Annotated in this window: 23 protein-coding genes; 14 read left to right on the top strand and 9 right to left on the bottom strand. The window is 31.3% G+C overall.

The window, feature by feature from the left end:
* Nucleotides 1–33: 33 nt before the first annotated feature.
* From OU788_RS02345 to OU788_RS02335, 3 genes are read right to left on the bottom strand one after another with little or no spacing between them, the layout of a single operon-like run.
* Nucleotides 34–645, bottom strand: coding sequence for an HAD-IA family hydrolase (locus tag OU788_RS02345; protein WP_274633673.1), 612 nt, complete (start codon nt 643–645; stop codon nt 34–36).
* Nucleotides 638–1,687, bottom strand: coding sequence for a bifunctional diaminohydroxyphosphoribosylaminopyrimidine deaminase/5-amino-6-(5-phosphoribosylamino)uracil reductase RibD (gene ribD / locus OU788_RS02340; protein ID WP_274633672.1), 1,050 nt, complete (start codon nt 1,685–1,687; stop codon nt 638–640). Before ribD ends, OU788_RS02345 begins: the two co-directional genes overlap by 8 nt.
* 4 nt (nt 1,688–1,691) lie before the next feature.
* Complete coding sequence (locus OU788_RS02335; protein WP_274633671.1) at nt 1,692–2,156, bottom strand: NDR1/HIN1-like protein; 465 nt, start codon at nt 2,154–2,156, stop codon at nt 1,692–1,694.
* Nucleotides 2,157–2,208: 52 nt separating this feature from the next.
* Between OU788_RS02335 and OU788_RS02330 the strand changes: the two genes are divergently transcribed.
* Both OU788_RS02330 and prmC read left to right on the top strand, forming a co-directional pair.
* Complete coding sequence (locus OU788_RS02330; RefSeq protein ID WP_274633670.1) at nt 2,209–2,700, top strand: GNAT family N-acetyltransferase; 492 nt, start codon at nt 2,209–2,211, stop codon at nt 2,698–2,700.
* A 29-nt stretch (nt 2,701–2,729) separates the two neighbouring features.
* Nucleotides 2,730–3,593 (top strand): peptide chain release factor N(5)-glutamine methyltransferase, encoded by an 864-nt coding sequence (gene prmC, locus OU788_RS02325; protein WP_274633669.1) that lies wholly within the window; start codon nt 2,730–2,732, stop codon nt 3,591–3,593.
* 37 nt (nt 3,594–3,630) lie between these two features.
* Here prmC and OU788_RS02320 read toward each other — a convergent pair whose 3' ends face one another.
* Nucleotides 3,631–3,990, bottom strand: coding sequence for a hypothetical protein (locus OU788_RS02320; RefSeq protein ID WP_274633668.1), 360 nt, complete (start codon nt 3,988–3,990; stop codon nt 3,631–3,633).
* A gap of 429 nt (nt 3,991–4,419) precedes the next feature.
* Here OU788_RS02320 and OU788_RS02315 point away from each other — a divergent pair, with 429 nt between their 5' ends.
* The 5 genes from OU788_RS02315 (at nt 4,420) to OU788_RS02295 (ending at nt 7,198) form a co-directional block, all read left to right on the top strand.
* Complete coding sequence (locus OU788_RS02315; protein ID WP_274633667.1) at nt 4,420–4,746, top strand: hypothetical protein; 327 nt, start codon at nt 4,420–4,422, stop codon at nt 4,744–4,746.
* Nucleotides 4,747–4,788: 42 nt separating this feature from the next.
* Complete coding sequence (locus OU788_RS02310; RefSeq protein ID WP_274633666.1) at nt 4,789–5,163, top strand: hypothetical protein; 375 nt, start codon at nt 4,789–4,791, stop codon at nt 5,161–5,163.
* Nucleotides 5,164–5,173: 10 nt separating this feature from the next.
* Complete coding sequence (locus OU788_RS02305; RefSeq protein ID WP_274633665.1) at nt 5,174–5,365, top strand: hypothetical protein; 192 nt, start codon at nt 5,174–5,176, stop codon at nt 5,363–5,365.
* Between the two features lie 138 nt (nt 5,366–5,503).
* Complete coding sequence (locus OU788_RS02300; protein WP_274633664.1) at nt 5,504–6,406, top strand: ATP-grasp domain-containing protein; 903 nt, start codon at nt 5,504–5,506, stop codon at nt 6,404–6,406.
* Between the two features lie 105 nt (nt 6,407–6,511).
* Nucleotides 6,512–7,198 carry a hypothetical protein gene (locus OU788_RS02295; protein ID WP_274633663.1) on the top strand — a complete coding sequence of 229 codons (687 nt, stop codon included), beginning with the start codon at nt 6,512–6,514 and terminating at the stop codon, nt 7,196–7,198.
* Between the two features lie 75 nt (nt 7,199–7,273).
* On the opposite strand, the gene OU788_RS02290 is transcribed toward OU788_RS02295, so the two are convergent.
* Nucleotides 7,274–8,140, bottom strand: coding sequence for an outer membrane beta-barrel protein (locus tag OU788_RS02290; RefSeq protein WP_274633662.1), 867 nt, complete (start codon nt 8,138–8,140; stop codon nt 7,274–7,276).
* Between the two features lie 131 nt (nt 8,141–8,271).
* Between OU788_RS02290 and OU788_RS02285 the strand changes: the two genes are divergently transcribed.
* From OU788_RS02285 to nhaA, 5 genes are all read left to right on the top strand, one after another.
* Entirely contained in the window at nt 8,272–9,459 is a 1,188-nt protein-coding gene (locus tag OU788_RS02285; protein ID WP_274633661.1) for a THUMP-like domain-containing protein, read from the top strand.
* Nucleotides 9,460–9,608: 149 nt separating this feature from the next.
* Entirely contained in the window at nt 9,609–10,418 is an 810-nt protein-coding gene (gene fdhD / locus OU788_RS02280) for a formate dehydrogenase accessory sulfurtransferase FdhD (RefSeq protein ID WP_274633660.1), read from the top strand.
* Between the two features lie 111 nt (nt 10,419–10,529).
* Complete coding sequence (locus OU788_RS02275; protein ID WP_274633659.1) at nt 10,530–11,147, top strand: hypothetical protein; 618 nt, start codon at nt 10,530–10,532, stop codon at nt 11,145–11,147.
* Nucleotides 11,148–11,202: 55 nt separating this feature from the next.
* Nucleotides 11,203–12,675: a hypothetical protein gene (locus tag OU788_RS02270; RefSeq protein ID WP_274633658.1), complete on the top strand. Its 1,473-nt coding sequence runs from the start codon at nt 11,203–11,205 to the stop codon at nt 12,673–12,675.
* 115 nt (nt 12,676–12,790) lie between these two features.
* Nucleotides 12,791–14,131, top strand: coding sequence for a Na+/H+ antiporter NhaA (gene nhaA, locus OU788_RS02265; RefSeq protein WP_274633657.1), 1,341 nt, complete (start codon nt 12,791–12,793; stop codon nt 14,129–14,131).
* Nucleotides 14,132–14,140: 9 nt separating this feature from the next.
* Here nhaA and recG read toward each other — a convergent pair whose 3' ends face one another.
* The gene (gene recG / locus OU788_RS02260; RefSeq protein WP_274633656.1) at nt 14,141–16,255 is read right to left on the bottom strand and encodes an ATP-dependent DNA helicase RecG; all 2,115 of its coding nucleotides are present in this window, start codon (nt 16,253–16,255) and stop codon (nt 14,141–14,143) included.
* 61 nt (nt 16,256–16,316) lie between these two features.
* On the opposite strand from recG, the gene OU788_RS02255 reads away from it, so the two are divergent.
* Nucleotides 16,317–17,528, top strand: a complete 1,212-nt coding sequence (locus tag OU788_RS02255; RefSeq protein WP_274633655.1) for an RsmB/NOP family class I SAM-dependent RNA methyltransferase — start codon at nt 16,317–16,319, stop codon at nt 17,526–17,528.
* 317 nt (nt 17,529–17,845) lie between these two features.
* On the top strand, nt 17,846–18,277 hold the full coding sequence (locus OU788_RS02250) for a hypothetical protein (protein ID WP_274633654.1): 432 nt from the start codon (nt 17,846–17,848) through the stop codon (nt 18,275–18,277).
* 48 nt (nt 18,278–18,325) lie between these two features.
* On the opposite strand, the gene OU788_RS02245 is transcribed toward OU788_RS02250, so the two are convergent.
* Genes OU788_RS02245 through OU788_RS02235 form a run of 3 tightly spaced genes read right to left on the bottom strand, consistent with a single transcriptional unit; the run spans nt 18,326 to nt 20,535 of the window.
* Nucleotides 18,326–18,787, bottom strand: a complete 462-nt coding sequence (locus OU788_RS02245; RefSeq protein ID WP_274633653.1) for a MaoC family dehydratase — start codon at nt 18,785–18,787, stop codon at nt 18,326–18,328.
* An 8-nt stretch (nt 18,788–18,795) separates the two neighbouring features.
* Nucleotides 18,796–19,416 carry a trimeric intracellular cation channel family protein gene (locus tag OU788_RS02240; RefSeq protein ID WP_274633652.1) on the bottom strand — a complete coding sequence of 207 codons (621 nt, stop codon included), beginning with the start codon at nt 19,414–19,416 and terminating at the stop codon, nt 18,796–18,798.
* On the bottom strand, nt 19,417–20,535 hold the full coding sequence (locus OU788_RS02235; protein WP_274633651.1) for a DEAD/DEAH box helicase: 1,119 nt from the start codon (nt 20,533–20,535) through the stop codon (nt 19,417–19,419).
* Between the last annotated feature and the right edge of the window lie 4 nt (nt 20,536–20,539).

Raw genomic sequence — 20,539 nt, 5'->3', positions numbered from 1 at the left:
AACTTGTTATAAAAACACTGAAAATTAAGAATATCACGCTATAAACTCCTTTCTTTTTAGTAAATCCACCACATCTTCTGTTTTCGGACAATTATTCCAAACATGAATACCCAATTCTTGTGCAGCATTGGTGTTTTCTTGGGTATCGTCTATAAAAATAGTTTCAGAAGCTTGTAAATTATTTTCGTTTAAAACAAACTCAAAAATGTTAGTATTTGGTTTTCTTAGATTGATTTCGTGCGATAAGTAAAACTGTTCAAAATAACTTTTAAATTCATTATAAAGTTCTTCTCCCCAGTCGTTTTGAATCCAAGAAATATGCATATCGTTCGTGTTACTTAACAAAAACAATCGATAATCATTCGTTGCAGCAAGTTTCTTCAAAAAATCTAAGCGATGCTTCGGAAAATCTAACAAAATAGCATTCCACGAATAGATTAATTTTTCTTTAGGAATATTGAATTTATTGTAGAAAAAATGAATAAAATCATCCGTAGAAATTAATCCCGTTTCATACTGATAATATTGTTGTATCATTTCTTCGCTAATCTCAGTAACCCCAAGCTTTGCCAGTTCTTTGTATGTTGCTTCTTTATCTAAATTGATGAATACATCACCAAAATCAAAAATGATGTTTTTAATCATTCTTATATATTCTTAATAGGTCGTTAGTTATTTTTTCTTCGGAAGAAAGTTTCGCATTGAAAACAGGATGCTTCACTCCTGCTCCAAAGTTTACATCGCCTATGAAAACTCTGGCTTCATCCCATAAATTAGCTTCGATAAATGTTTGCAAGGTTTGCGCACCTCCTTCAATAATTACCGATTGTATTTGATGTTTATGCAATACATCGCAAATTTCCTCTGCTACTCGAGAAGAAAAATCGATTTCTTCGTAAAAAACTTCTTGTTTCTCTTTTCTCGTTTCTCTTCTCTCTTTTCTATCAACAAGAACAATCGTTTTAACATCTCCATTTAAAACAGTTGCTTCTGACGGAATTCGCAGGTTTTTATTAATAACAATTCTCACAGGGTTATTTCCTGACCAACTACGAACAGTTAATGATGGATTATCAGCAATCACCGTATTGGTTCCTACTAAAATGGCATGCTCTTCACTTCGCCATTTATGAACTAACTGTTGAGAATAAGCGTTTGAAATCCACACAGGTTTTTGCTCACCTTTAGTTAAAGGAGCTATAAATCCATCTTTGGTTTCTGCCCATTTTAAGATAATATACGGACGCTTTTTGTTTTGAACCGTAAAAAAACGTTTGTGATGTTCTTTACAAGTTTTTACACAAACACCAACTATTACATTTCTTCCTGCTTTTTTTAACCGTTCAATACCTTTTCCTGCTACTAAACTATTGGTGTCTACACTACCGATTACTATATTAGGAATTCCTTTTTCTATGATCAAATCAGCACATGGTGGTGTTTTTCCGTGATGAGAGCAAGGTTCTAGTGTAACATAAATAGTAGCTTCTTTTAATAATTCTTGATTTTGTACAGAATTAATAGCGTTGACTTCTGCGTGAGGACCGCCATAAGGCGAGGTAAATCCTTCTCCTATAATTTTATTCTTATGAACAATTACAGCGCCAACAGATGGATTGGGACGTGTTGTGCCAATACCGTTTTTAGCTAATTGTAAGCAACGTTGTATATATTTTTCGTGGTTCAAATTGTTATAATTTTATCTTTACATCTTCAATTTGATCAATTGGGTACACATGCGAAAAACCTAACACTTTATATTTTAAGTCTCCTTTAAATTGAACTTTTATCCTTTGGTTTATTAAAGAAGAAAGGAGTCCACCTAAAACTCCGTTTTTATTATTCTCAAAAACTTTTTTGGCAGGAATCACTACTTTCAGAGGAATAGAAAATTCTTTACGAGCAGGAACTTTAAATTCTTCTGAAGATACCTGAGCAACTTGAACCTGATTTACTAAAACTTTAATTTCATCAGTAGCAATTTTACCACCAATATCATTAGGGTTTTTAAAATATGCATTAGCCCCTAGTCTAATAGTATCGGTAGTAGCCGATAGTAGTTTTATATCATCAACTTTTAAGAAGATAGGTTTTTGTTTTACAGAACAACTTACTACAAAAAGTAAAAAAGGTAAAAAATATATGATTTTCTTCATGAAAACTCGTGTTTTTTTGGGTACTTTGCTTTAGCAAAAGTACTATATTCTTATGATACCTTCTGATTTTATTATTAGAGAAGTAAAACCGCAAGATAATGCGGAATTAGCAGCAGTTATACGCGGTGTATTAATCGAATTTGGAGTCCCTAAGGTAGGAACTGCCTATGAAGATAAAGCTACCGATGAGATGTACGAAACTTACCAAAAAGATAAGGCTGGTTATTTTGTAATAGAGCATCAAGGAAAAGTTGTTGGCGGTGCTGGTTTTGCTCCTTTAGACAATTTTGAAGGTAATGTATGTGAATTCCAAAAAATGTACTTCTTGCCTATAGCTAGAGGAAAAGGTTTAGGAAGTAAATTAATTGATTATTGCTTGGATAAGGCGAAAAAACAAGGTTATGAGCAATGTTATTTAGAAACCATGCCATACATGGAAGCTGCGAGAGCTTTATACACGAAAAACGGATTCATAAATCTTGATAAACCCATGGGAAACACAGGTCATTATTCGTGTAATGTTTGGATGCTAAAAGATTTATAGTTTAGATAGTTTTTAGAAACGAAATTTTAATGAATTTAAAACACTTTAGAGTTTATTTTACGGAACAATTAGAAAGTATATTTCCTAAAACAGAAATAGATACTTTCTTTTTTTTGTTGATAGAAGAATATTTAGGATTACAACGAATAGACTTTACTTTACAACCAACTTTAGAAATCCCTTCAAAAAAGTATGATCTTTTAGATACAGCTCTTGCTAGATTACAAAAAGAAGAGCCTATTCAGTACATATTAGGAAAAACAGAGTTTTACGGATGTCCTTTTAAGGTAAATGAAAACACACTAATTCCGAGACCAGAAACCGAAGAATTGGTTGAATGGATTCTTAATGAGGTAAAAGAATTAGGTTTAGAAAATAACAAACAGCAATTATCTATTTTAGATATAGGAACAGGTACAGGCTGTATTCCTATCAGCTTAAAAAAGAATTTACCAAGTGCTAACGTAAGTGCGATTGATGTTTCTGAAGAAACTTTAAAAGTAGCTAAGGAGAATGCTTCGTTAAACAAAGCTGAAATTACTTTTATGCTTCAAGATATATTACAAACTGAGAATTTATCTAGACAATACGATGTGATAGTATCTAATCCACCTTATGTGCGTGAATTAGAAAAAGTAGAAATCAAAAACAATGTTTTAGAAAACGAACCACATTTAGCGTTATTTGTTGATGATGATAATCCGCTAGTCTTTTATAAAAAAATAGCCGATTTAGCCATTAAGTCGTTAACTAAAAAAGGATTACTTTTTTTTGAAATCAATCAATATTTAGGAAATGAAACCGTTGAAATGCTGAAACGTAAAGGTTTTACTAAAGTTGAACTTCGAAAAGATTTGTTTGGTAACAATCGGATGATTAAAGCAACTTATTAAACATAAAACCTTTACAGGGGAATATTGATATTAAGTATTATTCTATTCCAAAGAATCTTTTAAAGAAAGATCCTTTTTTCTTTTCAGTAGTTCTTCCGACTTTCTGAGGAGTACTACTTTCTGAAAGACTACCTAAATTATCAGTAATCAATCTTTCTACATAAGTATCGTAATCAGTGTTTTTAGAATCTAAAAAACCTTTCAAGAATTTTTCTGAAGCTTCAATTCCATTAAGATTTTCAATTTCTCTTAATCTCTTATACAAAGGAATGACTTCTTGTATAGCTTTTCTAGGTGCTGGTTTACGTAATGCTTTGTAGTTTGTAACTTGTCCTTTTTCATTTTCTTTTACAACAAAATCAGTCATTACCCAGTAATATCTACCTGTTTTAGCCATGTTTTTAACGAAAGCAATTATGTTTTGTTTCTTTTGAATTCGGTCCCACATTAAATAGTTCAATTGTTAATGAAAATGAAACCTTAAAATCTATAAACAGTGTAAGCGATTTAAAAGAAGCTGTTTATGATTTCTTTTTTGAGCCAAGATTTGAAAATATTCTTGACTTAGTAAAATTTAAAAACAAATTAAAACCACAAAGTGATTGATAATCACAAAAAAAGACTAGACCTTATAAAATCTAGTCTTTTTTTTGCCCTCTTTTAATAAAGTTTTCTGATAAAGATATCACAAAAAAAGATTAAACAAAATTAATTCACTAAAATAAAGACTTATTTTTGTGACTCTTTTTAAAATAGGTGTGTCTAAATCGTGTATAGGAAACAAAATTTAGTGTTAACTACATGTTAATGCTTACAGTTGAACATAATGGAGGAAATAAACTTACAAATGTTAGTCGAAGAATCGGAGGCTAACAAAGGACTTGTATTCGATTCTGAAGGTCATATTATAGATTCTTACAATGTTACTAACGAACATAATGTAGCAGCAATGTTAGCTGTTATGGTTACAATGTCTCATGAATTTTTCGAAGACGTTTTAGAATCTGATAAGCTTAATCAGCTAGTATTAAACTCAAATAATGAACTAGTGGTAATAAATAAATATAGCAACAAACATATTGTTTGTTTAATAGCCGATGATGTATCTAAGGTAGCTATAATGAAACTTACCTTAAAAAAACTAGCTCTATAATTTTATATAGAAATCTATTAATACAATTAATAAAATATCAAAATGAAGGAAATTTTAAATGATTTTATCGAAAACTTAAGAACTAATGTTCCAGGGTTTATTGCAGTGTCTGTTACAGATGTAAGTTCAGGGGAAGCTTACGAATATTTTACAGTAGATCCAAATTTCGATCCTACTCTTGCTTCTGCATACAATTTAGGGGTAGTAAAAGCTAAATTAAAAGCAATTGAAGCTTTAAAATTAAACGAAGAGATACAAGATATTACAATTACATTATCTAGTCAAGTACACGTTATAAACATTGCACCAAGTGGTACTTACTTTATTTATTTGGCTGTAGATTCTAAAGAAGCTAACTTAGGTATTACTAAAGCTTTATTAAACAAATATAAAGTAGATTTAAATAACGCGTTATAAAAATATACTTGTGAAAAACACAGATCATTTACCTATAAAAAAAGGTTTAAAGAAAGACCTAAACAACAAGTTAAGAACTTTTAGAGAGTATAGGTTTTCTGAAGGAATAATAGAGTTTCAAGAAAAAAAGAGTAAAGATTTCTTTGGCTTTTTATTTAAAGAATACGATAGTATGAATGATTTAGTAAAAGATATATTTTAAAAGTGCTTACTTAAGCACTTTTTTTATTTAATACTAGTTTTGTTTTTTTAGTGTTTTTTTTTAAAAAAAAAACATGCTAAATTATAACTAATATTTTTATATCAGTAAAGACTTATTTAACAAAAAGTAAAATAGCTTATGAAAAAATACGATGTAATTATCTTAACAGATAAAAGGTATGTAAATCCAATTGAAATTAACGCATACACTAAAAACGTACTTGATGAAGATAATTATGTAAAAATAGCTCTTGAAAACCAAGGATTAAAAGTTGATCGTCTTTCTTGGGATGATGCTAGTTTTGATTGGTCAACAACTCGTTATATTTTATTTAGAACAACATGGGATTATTTTGATCGATTTTCTGAATTTTCTGAATGGTTAAACAATGTAAGTCAGCAAACTATTCTATTAAATTCAGAAAAAATTATTCGTTGGAATATTGACAAGCATTACTTACAAGATTTACAACAAAACGGAGTGCATATTTGTGAATCATATTTTATAGAACAAGGCACTACTAAAACCCTTAAAGAACTTTCAATTCAGTTTGGTTTAAAAGAGTTTGTTTTAAAACCGTGTATTTCAGGAGCAGCAAGACATACCTATAAAATCAATCCAGAAAACATAAAAACCTTTGAAACTGTTTTTTCTGAATTGATAACCGAAGAAGCAATGATTCTTCAACCTTTTCAGTATAATATTGTAAAAAAAGGTGAAATATCATTAATGGTAATGAATGGTAAGTTTACACATGCAGTATTGAAAATAGCCAAATCAGGAGACTTTAGAGTGCAAGATGATTTTGGAGGATCTGTACATAGCTACTCTCCTACTCAAAAAGAAATTGACTTTGCTGAGAATGCTGTAAAAGCTTGTATAGAACTACCTATTTACGCTAGAGTGGATATTTTTACTGATAATAATGATAAATTAGCTATTGCTGAATTAGAGTTGATAGAGCCAGAACTATGGTTTAGAAAACATCCAGCTGCAGCGGATGAATTAGCTAAAGGAATTAAACAATTAATCAATCAATAAAGATGAAACCGACATGTATTAAAAAAATCATTAAGAATACATGGTAATGGTTATTTTAAACATTAAAGGTTACATCTGACAAATAAGAAATCATAAAATAAACAGATGAAAAAGCTATTTAAAATACTGGGTGGTTTACTTTTAATTGGAGGGATAGTTTTAGTTGTTTTCTACTTTAAGAATAGTGAAAGTCTTCCTTCAGGAAAACAGGGGCCTAAAGCGGATGAATTAGCTACTAAAATGCTGAATGTATTAAATTATGAAGCATATAAAAACACACGTTTTATAGAATGGAGTTTTAGAGGAAAACGCTTTTATAAATGGGATAAACAAAAAAACATAGTTGAAGTATCTTGGGATACCAACAAAGTGATATTACACACCAAAGAACCTGAAAAGAGTATTGTTTTGACTGATGGAAAAGAAAATAACAACAAAGAAATTCTTCAAAAATCAATCGATTATTTTAATAATGATAGCTTTTGGTTAGTGGCTCCCTATAAAGTTTTTGAGGATGGAATTGAGCGAAGATTGGTGCAATATGATGGAAAAGATGCTTTATTAGTTACTTATACTACTGGTGGTTCAACACCAGGAGACTCGTATTTATGGGTTTTAGATGAAAGTGGTAAACCTACTAGTTATAAAATGTGGGTTTCTATAATCCCTACAGGTGGAACAGAAGCAAGTTGGAGTGATTGGATAACCACAGAATCGGGAGCAATATTACCAACAAAACATGAAATGGCTATAGGAGTATTAGATATGGGAGATGTTAAAGGATACAATTAACCTAGTGAAAAATTATTATAACAAAAAAGAGCAGCTACATAGCTGCTCTTTTAGTTTTTATATAACTCAAAAATATTATTTACCGAAAGTATAGGTTATACCAAAATTAATTCCGAAAGAAGAATATGGTACTTTTTCAGATAATTGCTTGCGAGCATAAGGATTTGCTTGTGCTTCTTGGTATTCAGTAAGGGTTAACTCATCTACATATAAAATTTCTTTAGAGTAACCAGCAGGTAGATTGTTAATAGTAGCTACAGTAGTTCTATTTCCATCTGGAGTAACGATTTCCGAATTAAATTCTTTGAAAATAGCTTTATCTCTAGTAACACTAATTCCCATATATTCTAATTCAGCAAATAAGGAAACGTTATTAGAAAGCTCATACTTATAACCAATAGCTCCTATAAAACCTAAAGGTAAACGACCTTTATAATCTTGAGTAAATGTAGTTTCATTATATGTTCCATCAGGGAAGTTATCTCCATTTGGAGCTGGTTGACCAGACATATCTTGTTTAATATATCCTTTAGCTTCAGTTTCTCCTCCCACTTTGATTAACGCACCAAAACGACCGTAAACATTATTTGTAAACTTATACACCAAAGAAGCAGAAGCTCCGTAGGCTCTTGCTCTTGCTATTACATCAACATCATTTCCTGGTAAAGTTACTTTTCTAATAGTTTGATCTGCTCCATGTAAATAACCAAAAGCAGCTTCTACACCAAAAGTGTCATTAAAAAAATACCCACCTCTTAATTGAGTGTGCATACCTTCTCCATAACTACCGTAAGTGTTCTCTACTCCTGCAGTTGTTGTTTCAGTCCCAAATCTTACTCCTGCACTAGATATTGAATAACCTCCACTAGCAGAAACATAAAATTGAGCACTTGCACTCATTGTTGCTAAAATCATAGCAAGCATTAAAATACTTTTTTTCATAATAAATTATTTGTTAACTTTAAATTGATAATAAGTACACAAACCTAGCAAAAATCTAGGATTAGCTGCGTTTAAGAACTGTTAAATTATTAGTATTATTGCAGTAAGGAGTACTCAATAAATCATTTTTTTTGAATAAAAATATATTACATACTGAGGTTCAGAATTATATTAACAAAAACTTACGCGCTAATATTGAAGAATTAATTTTTAAAGGGAGTCCTTTTGAAGGCGTTACCACGCAAGAATTAGCTAATCAACTAGTCGCAAAGCAGAAGTCTGAGAAAAAACTATCCACTTGGTTCACTTCAAAAAATATTTATTATCCCGCAAAAATTAGTATTGAACAAACTTCTTCAGAAATTACAGCTAATTATAAGTCGAAATTGGTACAGGGAGAATCTATTATTGATATTACCGGAGGTTTTGGTGTAGATTGTTTAGCTTTTTCTAAAACGTTTAAAAAAGTTACTCATTGTGAAATTAATAATGATTTATCTGAAATTGTTGCTCATAATTATAAACAATTAGGTGTTTCAAATATAGAAACGATGGCTGGCGACGGATTAGAATACTTAAAAGACACACCTCAAAAATTTGATTGTATTTATATAGATCCATCTCGAAGAAATGACGTAAAAGGAAAGGTTTTTTTGTTAAAAGATTGTTTACCTAATGTACCTGAAAATTTAGATTTTTTATTCGATAAATCAGAGACTATTTTAATTAAGAACTCTCCTATTTTAGATATAACTTCAACTATAAATGAATTAAAATTTGTTAAAGAAATTCAAATCGTAGCTGTTAATAATGAGGTAAAAGAATTACTTTTTTTATTAAAAAAAGAATTTAAAGGCTTGATTAAAGTTAAAACAATTAACTTATTGAAAAACAAAGATCAAGAATTTAATTTCAATTTAGAAAATGAAGTTTTTTTTGATTATTCTTTACCTCAGAAATACTTATACGAACCTAATACAGCTATTTTAAAGTCTGGAGGTTTTAATGAAGTTGCAAGTCAATTAAAAGTACATAAACTACATCAACATTCTCACTTGTATACTTCTGAAGAATTAATCGAAGATTTCCCTGGAAGGATTTTTGAAATTATTTCTGTTTTTCCATATAACAAAAAGAAACTAAAAAGAGAGATAAAAGTAGATAAAGCCAATATCACGACCCGTAATTTTCCGAAAACAGTGGCACAAATAAGAAAAGAAACTAAATTAAAAGATGGTGGAGATACATTTCTTTTCTTTTCAACAAATTTAAACAATGAGTTAATAGTTGTTAATTGTGTAAAAACTACTATTCCATAGTATTACGTAAAAAAATAAAGTTGCCTAACTAACATAACTTCCTTATATTTAAGAAATATTTTGTTATTAGGGGAAGCAAAATATTTTAAAAGTCTTGATACTTAAATCAAGGCTTTTTTCTTTAGCTACCTTTTATATAAATTTGTTTTATGACGAAACAATCAAGCATATATCAATCTGTAAAGTTATCTAAGAACTCTTCTGTTAAAATAGAAGACTCTCTTGTTATTGAGGCTCCTTTGCAAATCAATATAAATAATGAACCTTACACGGTTGTTATGCGTACTCCTGGAAGTGATGAAGCCTTAATAAAAGGCTTATTATTTGCAGAAGATATTTGTAAGAAAAATGAAGACTTCAAACTGAGTGTTGTAAAAACAGAAGAAGATTTTTCTACCATAATGAATGTAACTATTGCGAAAGAAAAATTAGGAAAGGGCTATTTAAACAAACGTACTCTTTTATCTATTTCTTCTTGTGGTATTTGCGGAAAAAAAGAATTAAAAGATTTAAAAGTATCAGGAAATTCTCTGGAAAATGAAGATTCTGAAAATATTAAATCTTTTATTTATGTTGTAGATGATATGTTTTTAAAAATGAAAGAGTTACAAAAAACATTTAAAACAACCGGAGGAAGTCATGCCTGTGCAATTTTCGATAAAAAACATGAACTTTTAACCATACAAGAAGACATTGGTCGCCATAATGCTGTTGATAAATGTGTAGGTGATTTAATAAGTAATTCGAAACTTAAAGAAGCTAAATATATGTTAGTAAGCGGTAGAGTTTCTTATGAAATTGTATCAAAAGCTTTTTTAGCTAAAATACCGTTTATAATAGCTGTTTCAGCTTGTTCATCATTAGCAGTAGATTTTGCCAAAGAATTCGGAATTTGCTTAATTGGTTTTAGCAGAGGTGATAAAATGACTGTTTATGCAAATCCTCAATTTTTATCTTAATTTTAAAGGATATTACCATAAAAAAAGAACGTTTTTCATCACAACTTAACGATAAAAAAAAGATTTGTATTTTAGTGCACTAAAATATTAACTAATCAACCCACAATACTTATGCCTTTTATAGAAGAAGAAAAGTTTAAGTTAATACAAGAAGACTTAGATAATTCAAAATTACAAAGAGAAAACGCTGAAAATGAATTAACCAGCACGCAAGAAGAATTTTCAGCATTTAAAAGAAGCTCCAGAGGATTATCAATCTTTTTAGGACTGTTATTAGGAATAGCTTCAGGAGCAGCTTATTACTTTTATGCTTACGGCGGTAACAGTGCTATTAATAATGTAGATATTGAATCAGTAAAAAAACAAGAGGCATACAGAGTACTAGATAGTATTAGTAGAGCTAACGCAAGAGCTGCAAGAAGCGGAGATGCAGAAATATCTAATATTGATATTGAAACAGCTACAAATGAAATAGCAGAAGAAACAAGAGGAGAAACTATTTACTCTGTTCAAATAGGGGTGTTATCAAACAATCAATACCCTTTATTGTCTTCAAAAGTTATTCCTTCAATAGTAGCTAATGCAGACGGTTATTTTAAATATTCTTTAGGGTTATTCTTAACCTTAGAGGAAGCAAGAGAATTGAAAAAAGAACTGATTAAATTAGGGTTTGAAGATGCTTTTATAGCTTCATATATAAATGGAGAACGTCAACAAATACATAACTAAATAAACTAAAATGTTAAACATTTTTTTTAAAAGAGCACTCATAGTAGTTTTACTAATGAGTGTTCATTTTTTTTATGCTCAAACGAGCACCATTCCAGAACAAAAAACACAAGTAGGTTTCGGACAAATAGACTTCTTGTCTATTAAAATGCCTGAAGGAGAACAAAATATGGATTATACAGGACTCCATTACAATCTAAAACTTAATGATTGGAGTTATGCAGGAGTTGGTTTATATGGTGCTGTAGGTGGTATTCGTGGCGGTTTTTTTACCTTGGGAGTTAATGCCGGAATTCAACAAAAAATAACAGATAGGTTATTTGTAGATGCTGGACTTCATTTTGGAGGTGGCGGTGGCGCAGGTGCCCCTGACGGTGGCGGTGCATTTATTTTACCTCACTTTAATTTAGGGTACGATTTTAAACACTTTTCGGCCACAGCAGGATATAGTTATGTTGATTTCTTTGATGGAGGAACAATTAACGGAAGTCAACTTAATGTAGCTTTACAAATTCCTTTATCCTTTAAAACAGCTGATTTCAAAGATAGAGAAAACTCTTTCTCTATTGAAGATTTAAAAACCACTTCATGGAACACTTTAAGTAATCGAATTTCATTATTGGTTCACTTAAACAACGCCAAAGTAACAAAAGGTTCTTTTGAAGGAAACACAATACGTTTAGCAGGTTTTGAGCTAAATTCGTATATCACAGATAGCTTTTTCTTTTTTGTAAAAGCTGATGGTGCGTACCACGGAATTAAAGCAGGTTATATGGATGTTTTCTTAGGTGGTGGATATCATTTATCAATGAATAAAAATCGTACGAATATTTTAACTAAATTTGGGGTAGGCGCCGGAGGCGGTGGCGGAGTGGATACCAAAGGAGGTTTTTTAATTTATCCTGATATTTCTTTAGAGCAAAAATTATTTGATAATGTTTACGCCTCAATTAATAAAGGGTATATGATGAGTCCTAACTCACACTTCGTTTCATCTACTTTCGGTTTAGGGCTAAAATATTATGTAGACAGAGATGGTGTTTTACCTGAGGAAAGAAAATTTACAGAAGGTAAGTTTAAAGGTTTTGAAACCATTATTAAGCAAGATTTATACCTAGATGCAGCAAGAGATGGCGGATTTAATCAAAACATGCATCAAATTTCATTACAGCTAAACTTCTTCTTAAATAAGTATTTGTACGCAGCAGGTCAAACCTCATTTGCCGATTTTGGTGATGCAGGAGCTTATGCTGAAGGAATTGTAGGATTAGGAGCTCAAACCAATGAGTTTTTTAATGGTAAAACCTCTCTTTTTGCACAAGTATTAGGTGGTGCAGCTGGTGGTGGTGGCATTAGTACAGGACAAGGATTAATAATAAAACCTAGTGTTGGTGTTAATCACAAACTAACGAATAACTTAAACATCAGGTTAGGTGCTGGTTATGTAAAAGCAAGAGGAGGAAGCTTAAGTAGCACTCAATTAAATTTAGGAATTTCGTATCGTTTTTCCTTTTTAAGTGTTAAGTAATTTAAAAATTTAACCTTTCGTTAAAATTTGATAAATTATCTTCGCTCTCCAAAACAAAAAGAATTAATATATTTACTTTTTTCAAAAATTAGTAAGTCACAATTTATATATACATATGATTAAAAAGAGAATAATATCTCCACTGCAAAAGTTTATTAAAACAGAAAGTGCTAGTGGTATTTTGCTATTAGCAGCTACTTTATTAGCCCTTATTTGGGCAAACTCTCCTTTTAAAGACAGTTATCAAGCTCTTTGGGAATACAAAATAGGGTTCAAGTCTGAGCATTTTGAATTATACAAACCGCTTATACTTTGGATAAATGATGGCTTAATGGCAGTATTCTTCTTTTTAATTGGATTAGAAATTAAAAGAGAATTTTTAATAGGTGAATTAAACACTACAAAGAAACTAGCATTCCCACTTTTTGGAGCTGTAGGTGGAATGTTGTTTCCTGTTTTGTTTTTTGTTATTTTAAATGAAGATCCAGAAACAGCTCATGGTTGGGGTGTTCCTATGGCTACAGATATTGCTTTTTCGTTAGCTGTTTTAAATACTTTAGGTAGCAGGGTTCCTCTGAGTTTAAAAGTATTTTTAACTGCATTTGCAATTGTTGATGATATTGGTGCTGTATTAGTAATTGCTCTTTTTTATAGCAGTAGTATCGACGTTACCTTAATTTCAATTGCGATAGGGTTTTTAGCTTTCCTTTATTTTATTGCTCACAGAGGTTTTTATTCTCATTATATAACATTTATGTTTGGTACAGTTATTTGGGTATTATTCCTTAAAGCAGGAATACATCCAACTGTTGCGGGAATTTTAATGGCTTTTGCAGTTCCTATTAGACAAAAGGTAGACACACCTAAATTCATAGATAACTTATCGCAGATAATAAAGAATATTAAAAATGCTAAGGACACTTCTATGCCAATACTTTCTAAAGAACAAATTTCTGAAATAGATAATTTAGATCATTGGATAGAAGATTATCAATCACCTCTTCAGCTTTTAGAGCACAAATTGCACGACATTGTTGCCTATATAATTATTCCAATTTTTGCTTTAGCTAATGCCGGAGTTTTAATAATGGATAGCAATGCACATTTAGATTCAGCCTTAATAATACATATAGCTTTATGTTTAATTTTAGGAAACAGTATAGGTATTACTACAATTATTACCACAGTTAAAAAACTTAAAATAATTGAGGTTCCTAAAGATATTAATACTCAACATATCGTTGGAGTATCGTTTTTAGCAGGAATTGGTTTTACCATGGCAATATTCATTGCTAGTTTAGCTTTTGCTCAAAGTCCTGAGTTCTTGGGTTCTGCTAAAATAGGTGTCTTACTAGGATCTCTTGTTTCTGCTATAATTGGATATTTGATATTGAGATATAATAAAGTAGATAATAGTATTGACGAGGAAGAAGAGTTAAGTACTAGCTCCAGCTAGCACTTAATTCTAACTAATATTACTCCAAATGCCACTTGTTTTGCGTAGTTTTTCATACGTTTTTAGCAAGTTGGCATTTTCTTTTTTAGATAAACTAGGATCTTCCTGTAATAAATTAATAGCAGCTTGACGCGCTTTTTGAAGTATAGGACTATCCTTAACAACATCGGCTATTTTAAGGTTTAAAACCCCGCTTTGTTGCGTTCCCATTATATTTCCTGGTCCCCGAAGTTTCAAGTCTACTTCTGCAATTTTAAATCCATCTGTGGTTTCTACCATGGTTTGTAATCGAGTTTTTCCGTCAGAAGATAATTTGTAACTAGATAATAAGATACAATAGCTTTGTTCTGCTCCACGTCCTACTCTACCCCTCAATTGATGCAACTGACTTAACCCAAATCGCTCTGCACTTTCAATAACCATTACCGAAGCATTTGGTACGTTCACTCCTACTTCAATTACTGTTGTTGCTACCATTATTTGCGTATCTCCTTTTGCGAAACGTTCCATTTCATAATCCTTATCAGCCGGTTTCATTTGCCCATGAACGATACTGATTTGATATTTAGGAGAAGGAAATTCTCTAGAAATACTTTCGTATCCATCCATTAAATCCTTATAATCCATAGCTTCAGACTCTTGAATTAAAGGGTACACTACATAAGCTTGTCTCCCTTTAGCTATTTCATCTTTTAAGAATTTAAAAACTCCTAAACGATTGCTATCATAACGATGCACCGTTTTTATTTCTTTACGTCCAGGAGGTAATTCATCAATAACTGAAATATCTAAATCGCCATACACAGACATAGCCAATGTTCTAGGAATTGGTGTTGCCGTCATCACCAATATATGTGGAGGAACAATAGCCCCTCCATCTGATGGGCTCTTCTCCCATAACTTTCTTCTCTGTGCAACCCCAAAACGATGTTGCTCATCAATAATAGCTATTCCAAGATTTTTAAACTGTACTTTATCTTCTAAAATAGCATGTGTACCTATTAAAATATGAAGAGATCCATCTTCAAGACCAGTGTGGATTTCTCTACGCTTTTTGGTTTTTGTAGATCCAGTTAATAAATCAACATGAATATTCGTGTTTTTTAACAAGTCAACTATACCATTATAATGCTGTATAGCTAAAATTTCTGTAGGAGCCATAATCGTAGCCTGATAACCATTATCGATTGCTAACAACATAGTTAATAAAGCTACAATGGTTTTTCCTGAACCAACATCACCTTGTAATAAGCGGTTCATATGAGCTCCAGAACCAACATCTTTGCGAATTTCTTTTAATACACGTTTTTGAGCTCCTGTTAAATCGAAAGGCAGATGATTGTTGTAAAAATTCGTAAACCCCTCTCCTACATGCTCAAAAACAAATCCTTTTAGTTTAGATTTTCGAATGAGCTTTTTTTGTAATAACTGGAGTTGTATAAAAAATAATTCTTCAAACTTTAATCGATATTGTGCCTTGGCTAATAATTCTTGATTTTTAGGAAAGTGAATATTTAATAGTGATTCTTTTTTACCTAAAAACTGATGTTCTTCTATAAAATATTGCGGAAAAGTTTCTTCAATACTACCATACGCCTGCTGAAACAAATTTTGAATCATGCCACGCATAACTTTATTGCTTATTCCTTTTGTACCTAGTTTTTCAGTTGATGGATACACAGGTTGCATAGCCATTTGTAGCTTGCTTTTGTACTCCTTAACCGTTTCCATTTCTGGATGCGGCATGTTCGGAGTTCCGTTATACCAATTTAACTTTCCGTAAATTACATACGGAACATCCACTTTCAAGCTATCTTTTATCCATTTCGCTCCTTTAAACCATACCAATTCCATAGTACCTGTATTATCAGAAAAAGTAGCTACTAATCGACTTCCTCTCTTTTGTTTTACGGTTTTTACTCCTGTAATTTTTCCAACAATTTGAACTTCAGCAGAGTTTTGTTGCAACTGACTAATAGTATAAAACTGTGTTTTATCTATATATCGAAACGGAAATAGGTGTAATAAATCCCCGCAGGTTTTAATACCTAATTCACTATATAGCAACTCCGCTCTTGCTACACTTACGCCTTTAATGTATGTTACTGGATGGTTTAAATTCATTGAGAACGAAAATACAAAAAGCCATTAAAATCAACTATCTTTGCATTCTTAAATTCATCAAATGAGATTACATAGAAATTTAGTTTTCGCGGTTATAGATAGTTTACGCGATATTTTTAATGAAGATGTATATGCTGACAAAGCTGTAGAACAGGCGTTAAAAAGAGATAAACGCTGGGGAGCACGTGATAGAAAATTTGTTGCTGAAACGATTTATGATATTGTTCGCTGGAAACGATTGTATGCTGAAATTGCGAATGTAAAAGCTCCTTACGCTCGTCCTGATTTATGGAGATTGTTCGCTGTTTGGTGTGTATTAAAGGGAATTCAATTACCAGATTGGAACCAGATAGAACCTACTCCATCTCGAAGAATTAAAGGGAAATTTGATGAATTATTAAAAATTAGAAAATTTAGAGAATCTATTCCTGATTGGATTGATGAAGTTGGAGTTCAAGAATTAGGAGAAGAAGTTTGGACCAAAGAAATAGCGGCTTTAAATAAACAAGCAGAAGTTATCTTACGTACAAATACGTTAAATACCACCAAAGCTCATTTACAAAAACAATTAGCTTCTGAAGGAATTGATACTGAATTCATTAAAGGATATGATGATGCTTTAAAATTAGTTGAAAGAGCAAACGTATTTAAAACGGAAGCCTTTAAAAAAGGTTTTTTTGAAGTACAAGATGCTTCTTCACAATTAGTTGCAGCTTATTTAGACGTTGAACCAGGTATGAAAGTAGTTGATACTTGTGCCGGTGCTGGAGGTAAAACATTACATTTAGCTTCATTAATGAAAAACAAAGGGCAAATTATAGCGATGGATATTTATGAGAGTAAATTGAAAAAGTTAAAAGTTCGTGCTCGTAGAAACGGTGTTCATAACATCGATACTCGTGTAATTGATTCTACTAAAGTGATAAAAAAACTACATGGAAAAGCAGATAGAGTTTTGATCGACGCTCCTTGTTCTGGTTTAGGAGTTATCCGTAGAAATCCTGATAGTAAATGGAAATTACAACCAGAATTTTTAGATCAAATTAGAGAAACACAGCAAGAAGTATTGCAACAATACTCAAAGATGGTGAAACCAGGAGGTAAATTGGTATATGCAACCTGTTCAGTATTACCTTCAGAAAATCAACAACAAGTAGAATTCTTTTTAGCATCTGACGACGGTAAAGATTTTACTTTTGTAAAAGATGAAAAAGTATTGTCGCACAAATCTGGATATGACGGATTTTATATGGCTCTTTTAGAAAGAAAATAAACTGATTAGATTTTTGGATTGTTAGATTCTTAGATTTCTATACCAAGAAAATAAATATAAAAAAGGCTCGGGATAATATCTCGAGCCTTTTTCAATCAACTATTAAAAACTAACTAATCACCAAACATTACTTGTTAAGTAATTATATACTCATAAGACGTTTGTTTTTACGGCTCGTTACACAAGCATCTTAGCTTTAACATTATTTTAAGAAAGCGTTTAAAAACCTATTTTGTTAAGTATTGATTTACAGTTTGTTTTGTTTTTTTAGTTATTTGTACCTACATTTAACTACAACTAACTTTAAACCTATTTTTATGACAAACTCAAACAAACCTACTACATTGTTTTGGATTATTGGTGTTGCTGCACTTATTTGGAATGGTTTAGGTGTAATGTCTTACATCGGACAAGCTTTTATGACAGATGAAGTAAAAGCTGCTTTACCAGAAACTGAAAGAGCTTTATACGAAAACATTCCTGCTTGGGTAACAGCCGCATTTGCTATAGCAGTCTTTGCTGGTTTGCTAGGTAGTATTTTCTTATTAGCGAGAAAAAAAGCAGCTAGATTTGTGTTTCTAATTTCTTTAATAGCAATTCTAGCACAAATGTCTTACAATTTATTTATGAGTAAAGCTGCCGAAGTATATGGTCCTGGTGGAGTTATTATGCCTGTGATGGTTATTCTTATTGGAGTCTTTTTATTAATGTATTCTAAAAAAGCTATTGAAAAAGGCTGGTTGTCTTAATCTAAAACACAAACAACAATAAAAAAGCTGCTATAAAAAGCAGCTTTTTTATTCGAATAAGACAAAGATAAACTCAGCAACACAGGCAGGTTTTTCTTGTCCTTTTATTTCTATTGTACAACCAAATGTGAGTTTTTTTCCATTTTGAAAATCCTCCAATTGTTTTAAAGAACTAATTAAACGTAATTCACTATTTACAGGAACTGGGTTTGGAAAACGTACTTTATTCAATCCATAATTCAATCCCATTTTTATACTTTTAACCTCAAATTGCTTTGAAATTAATTCAGAAAGCATAGAAACCGACATAAATCCGTGAGCTATAGTAGTTCTTGTAGGAGAATATTTTGATGCTTTTTCTTCATCAATATGAATCCATTGCTTATCTAGTGTTGCATTGGCAAAATCATTAATCATTAGCTGTGTAACGGTATACCACTCACCTATTGGTAATTGTTTTCCTTCTATACTAGATAGTTCTTCTAAATTTTCAAAAACTAGTTTTTTCATAGTGCTTATTATTTTCCAAAAACATCTTTTTTAATGCTAGGAAGCTCCAATTTATATTGTACTGCAATAGTTCTTATTACAACAATAATACCTGCAGAAATCACAAAAAGTAAATCTTCATTTATATTAAAAGGATGTAAAAGTAAGTACACCATTCCTCCTGCTAAACAGGCGGAAGCATAAATTTCTCTATGAAAAATCAGCGGAATTTCATTCGTTAATACATCTCTAATAACTCCTCCCATAACAGCAGAAGACATCCCCATAACTAACGCTACAAACGGATGTAGGTTAAAACTCAATCCTTTTTGAACGCCTATTAATGTAAATACACTAATACCAATCGTATCGAATAAAAACATTGTTTTTCTTAGTGGAGCTATTTTACTTCTAAATAAAAAGGTAACCACTACTGCTGTGAGTATTATCCAGATATAATTGATATCGCCTATCCAATTTATAGGATGCGCATTAATAAGAACATCACGCGTCATACCACCTCCAATAGCAGTAACAAAAGCTATAATGAGCACACCAAAAACATCAAACTTTTTTCGAATAGCCACTAATGCTCCACTAATGGCGAAGGCGAAAGTTCCAGCTAAGTCTATGGCGTAGATGATACTCATTTATATTGATATTTCTGAAAATTGTATTTGTAATTCTTTTTCCACTTCAGCAATACGATTTCTTTCATTTTGAAGAATTAAAGCTAAAGACACTCCTCTTTTACCAGCTCTGGCTGTTCTACCGCTTCTGTGTGTATAATATTCTAACTTTTCTGGTAATTGATGATGTAACACAAAACCTAAGTTTTGAACATCGATTCCTCTTGCAGCTACATCAGTAGAAACTAATACTTGAAGACTTTCATTTTTAAAAGCACGCATTACTTTATCGCGCTCTTTTTGCTGCATGTCACCTTCTAGAGCTTCTACTGAAAATCCTTCTTCTTTTAACTCTTTTGTTAACTTTTGAGCTCCTGCTTTGGTTCTTGTAAATATAATACCTCTTTCAGTATGTCGTTTTTCTAAAAACTTAACAATAACATCGGTTTTTTCAGGAATCGTAGTTGTTACAAACTGATGCGTAATATTAGCATTTACCAAAGAATTCTTGTTTACTTCTACTTGTTTAGCAAAAGAACTCATGTATTTTTTTATGATACTTCTGATTTCTTCTGGCATTGTAGCAGAAAACAACCATGTTTTACGTGTACCTGAAGTATATTTTAAAATACGGTTTAATTCTAATTTGAATCCCATGCTTAGCATTTCATCTGCTTCGTCAAGTACAATAGTGTTGATATTTTTTAAATCAACCTCACCTCTCTCAATCAAATCAATTAAACGCCCAGGTGTAGCTACCACAATATGAGTAGTTCTCTTTAAACTATTGATTTGACGATCAATTTTTTCTCCTCCAAAAACAGCTTCTACAAAAATTCGTTCGTCTACATATTTTGTAAACTTAAATAATTGCTTTTTTATTTGTTGTGCTAATTCTCTAGTCGGAGCTAAAATCAACGCTTGAATATGACCTTTAGAAGGATTTATCTTATGCAAGATAGGTAAACCGTATGCAGCTGTTTTACCAGTTCCTGTTTGTGCTAATCCAATAAAATCTGAATTATTTTCAAGCAAGTAAGGTATCGCTTCTTCTTGCACTTCAGTAGGAGTTGTTATTCCTAACTCTTTCAGTCCTTTTACATACTCTTTTCGTACTCCTAATGCGGTAAATGTTGTCATTGTA

The organism is Tenacibaculum sp. L6, assembly GCF_028823685.1.
GTDB lineage: Bacteria > Bacteroidota > Bacteroidia > Flavobacteriales > Flavobacteriaceae > Polaribacter.
This window is presented reverse-complemented; position numbering and strand designations above follow the sequence as displayed.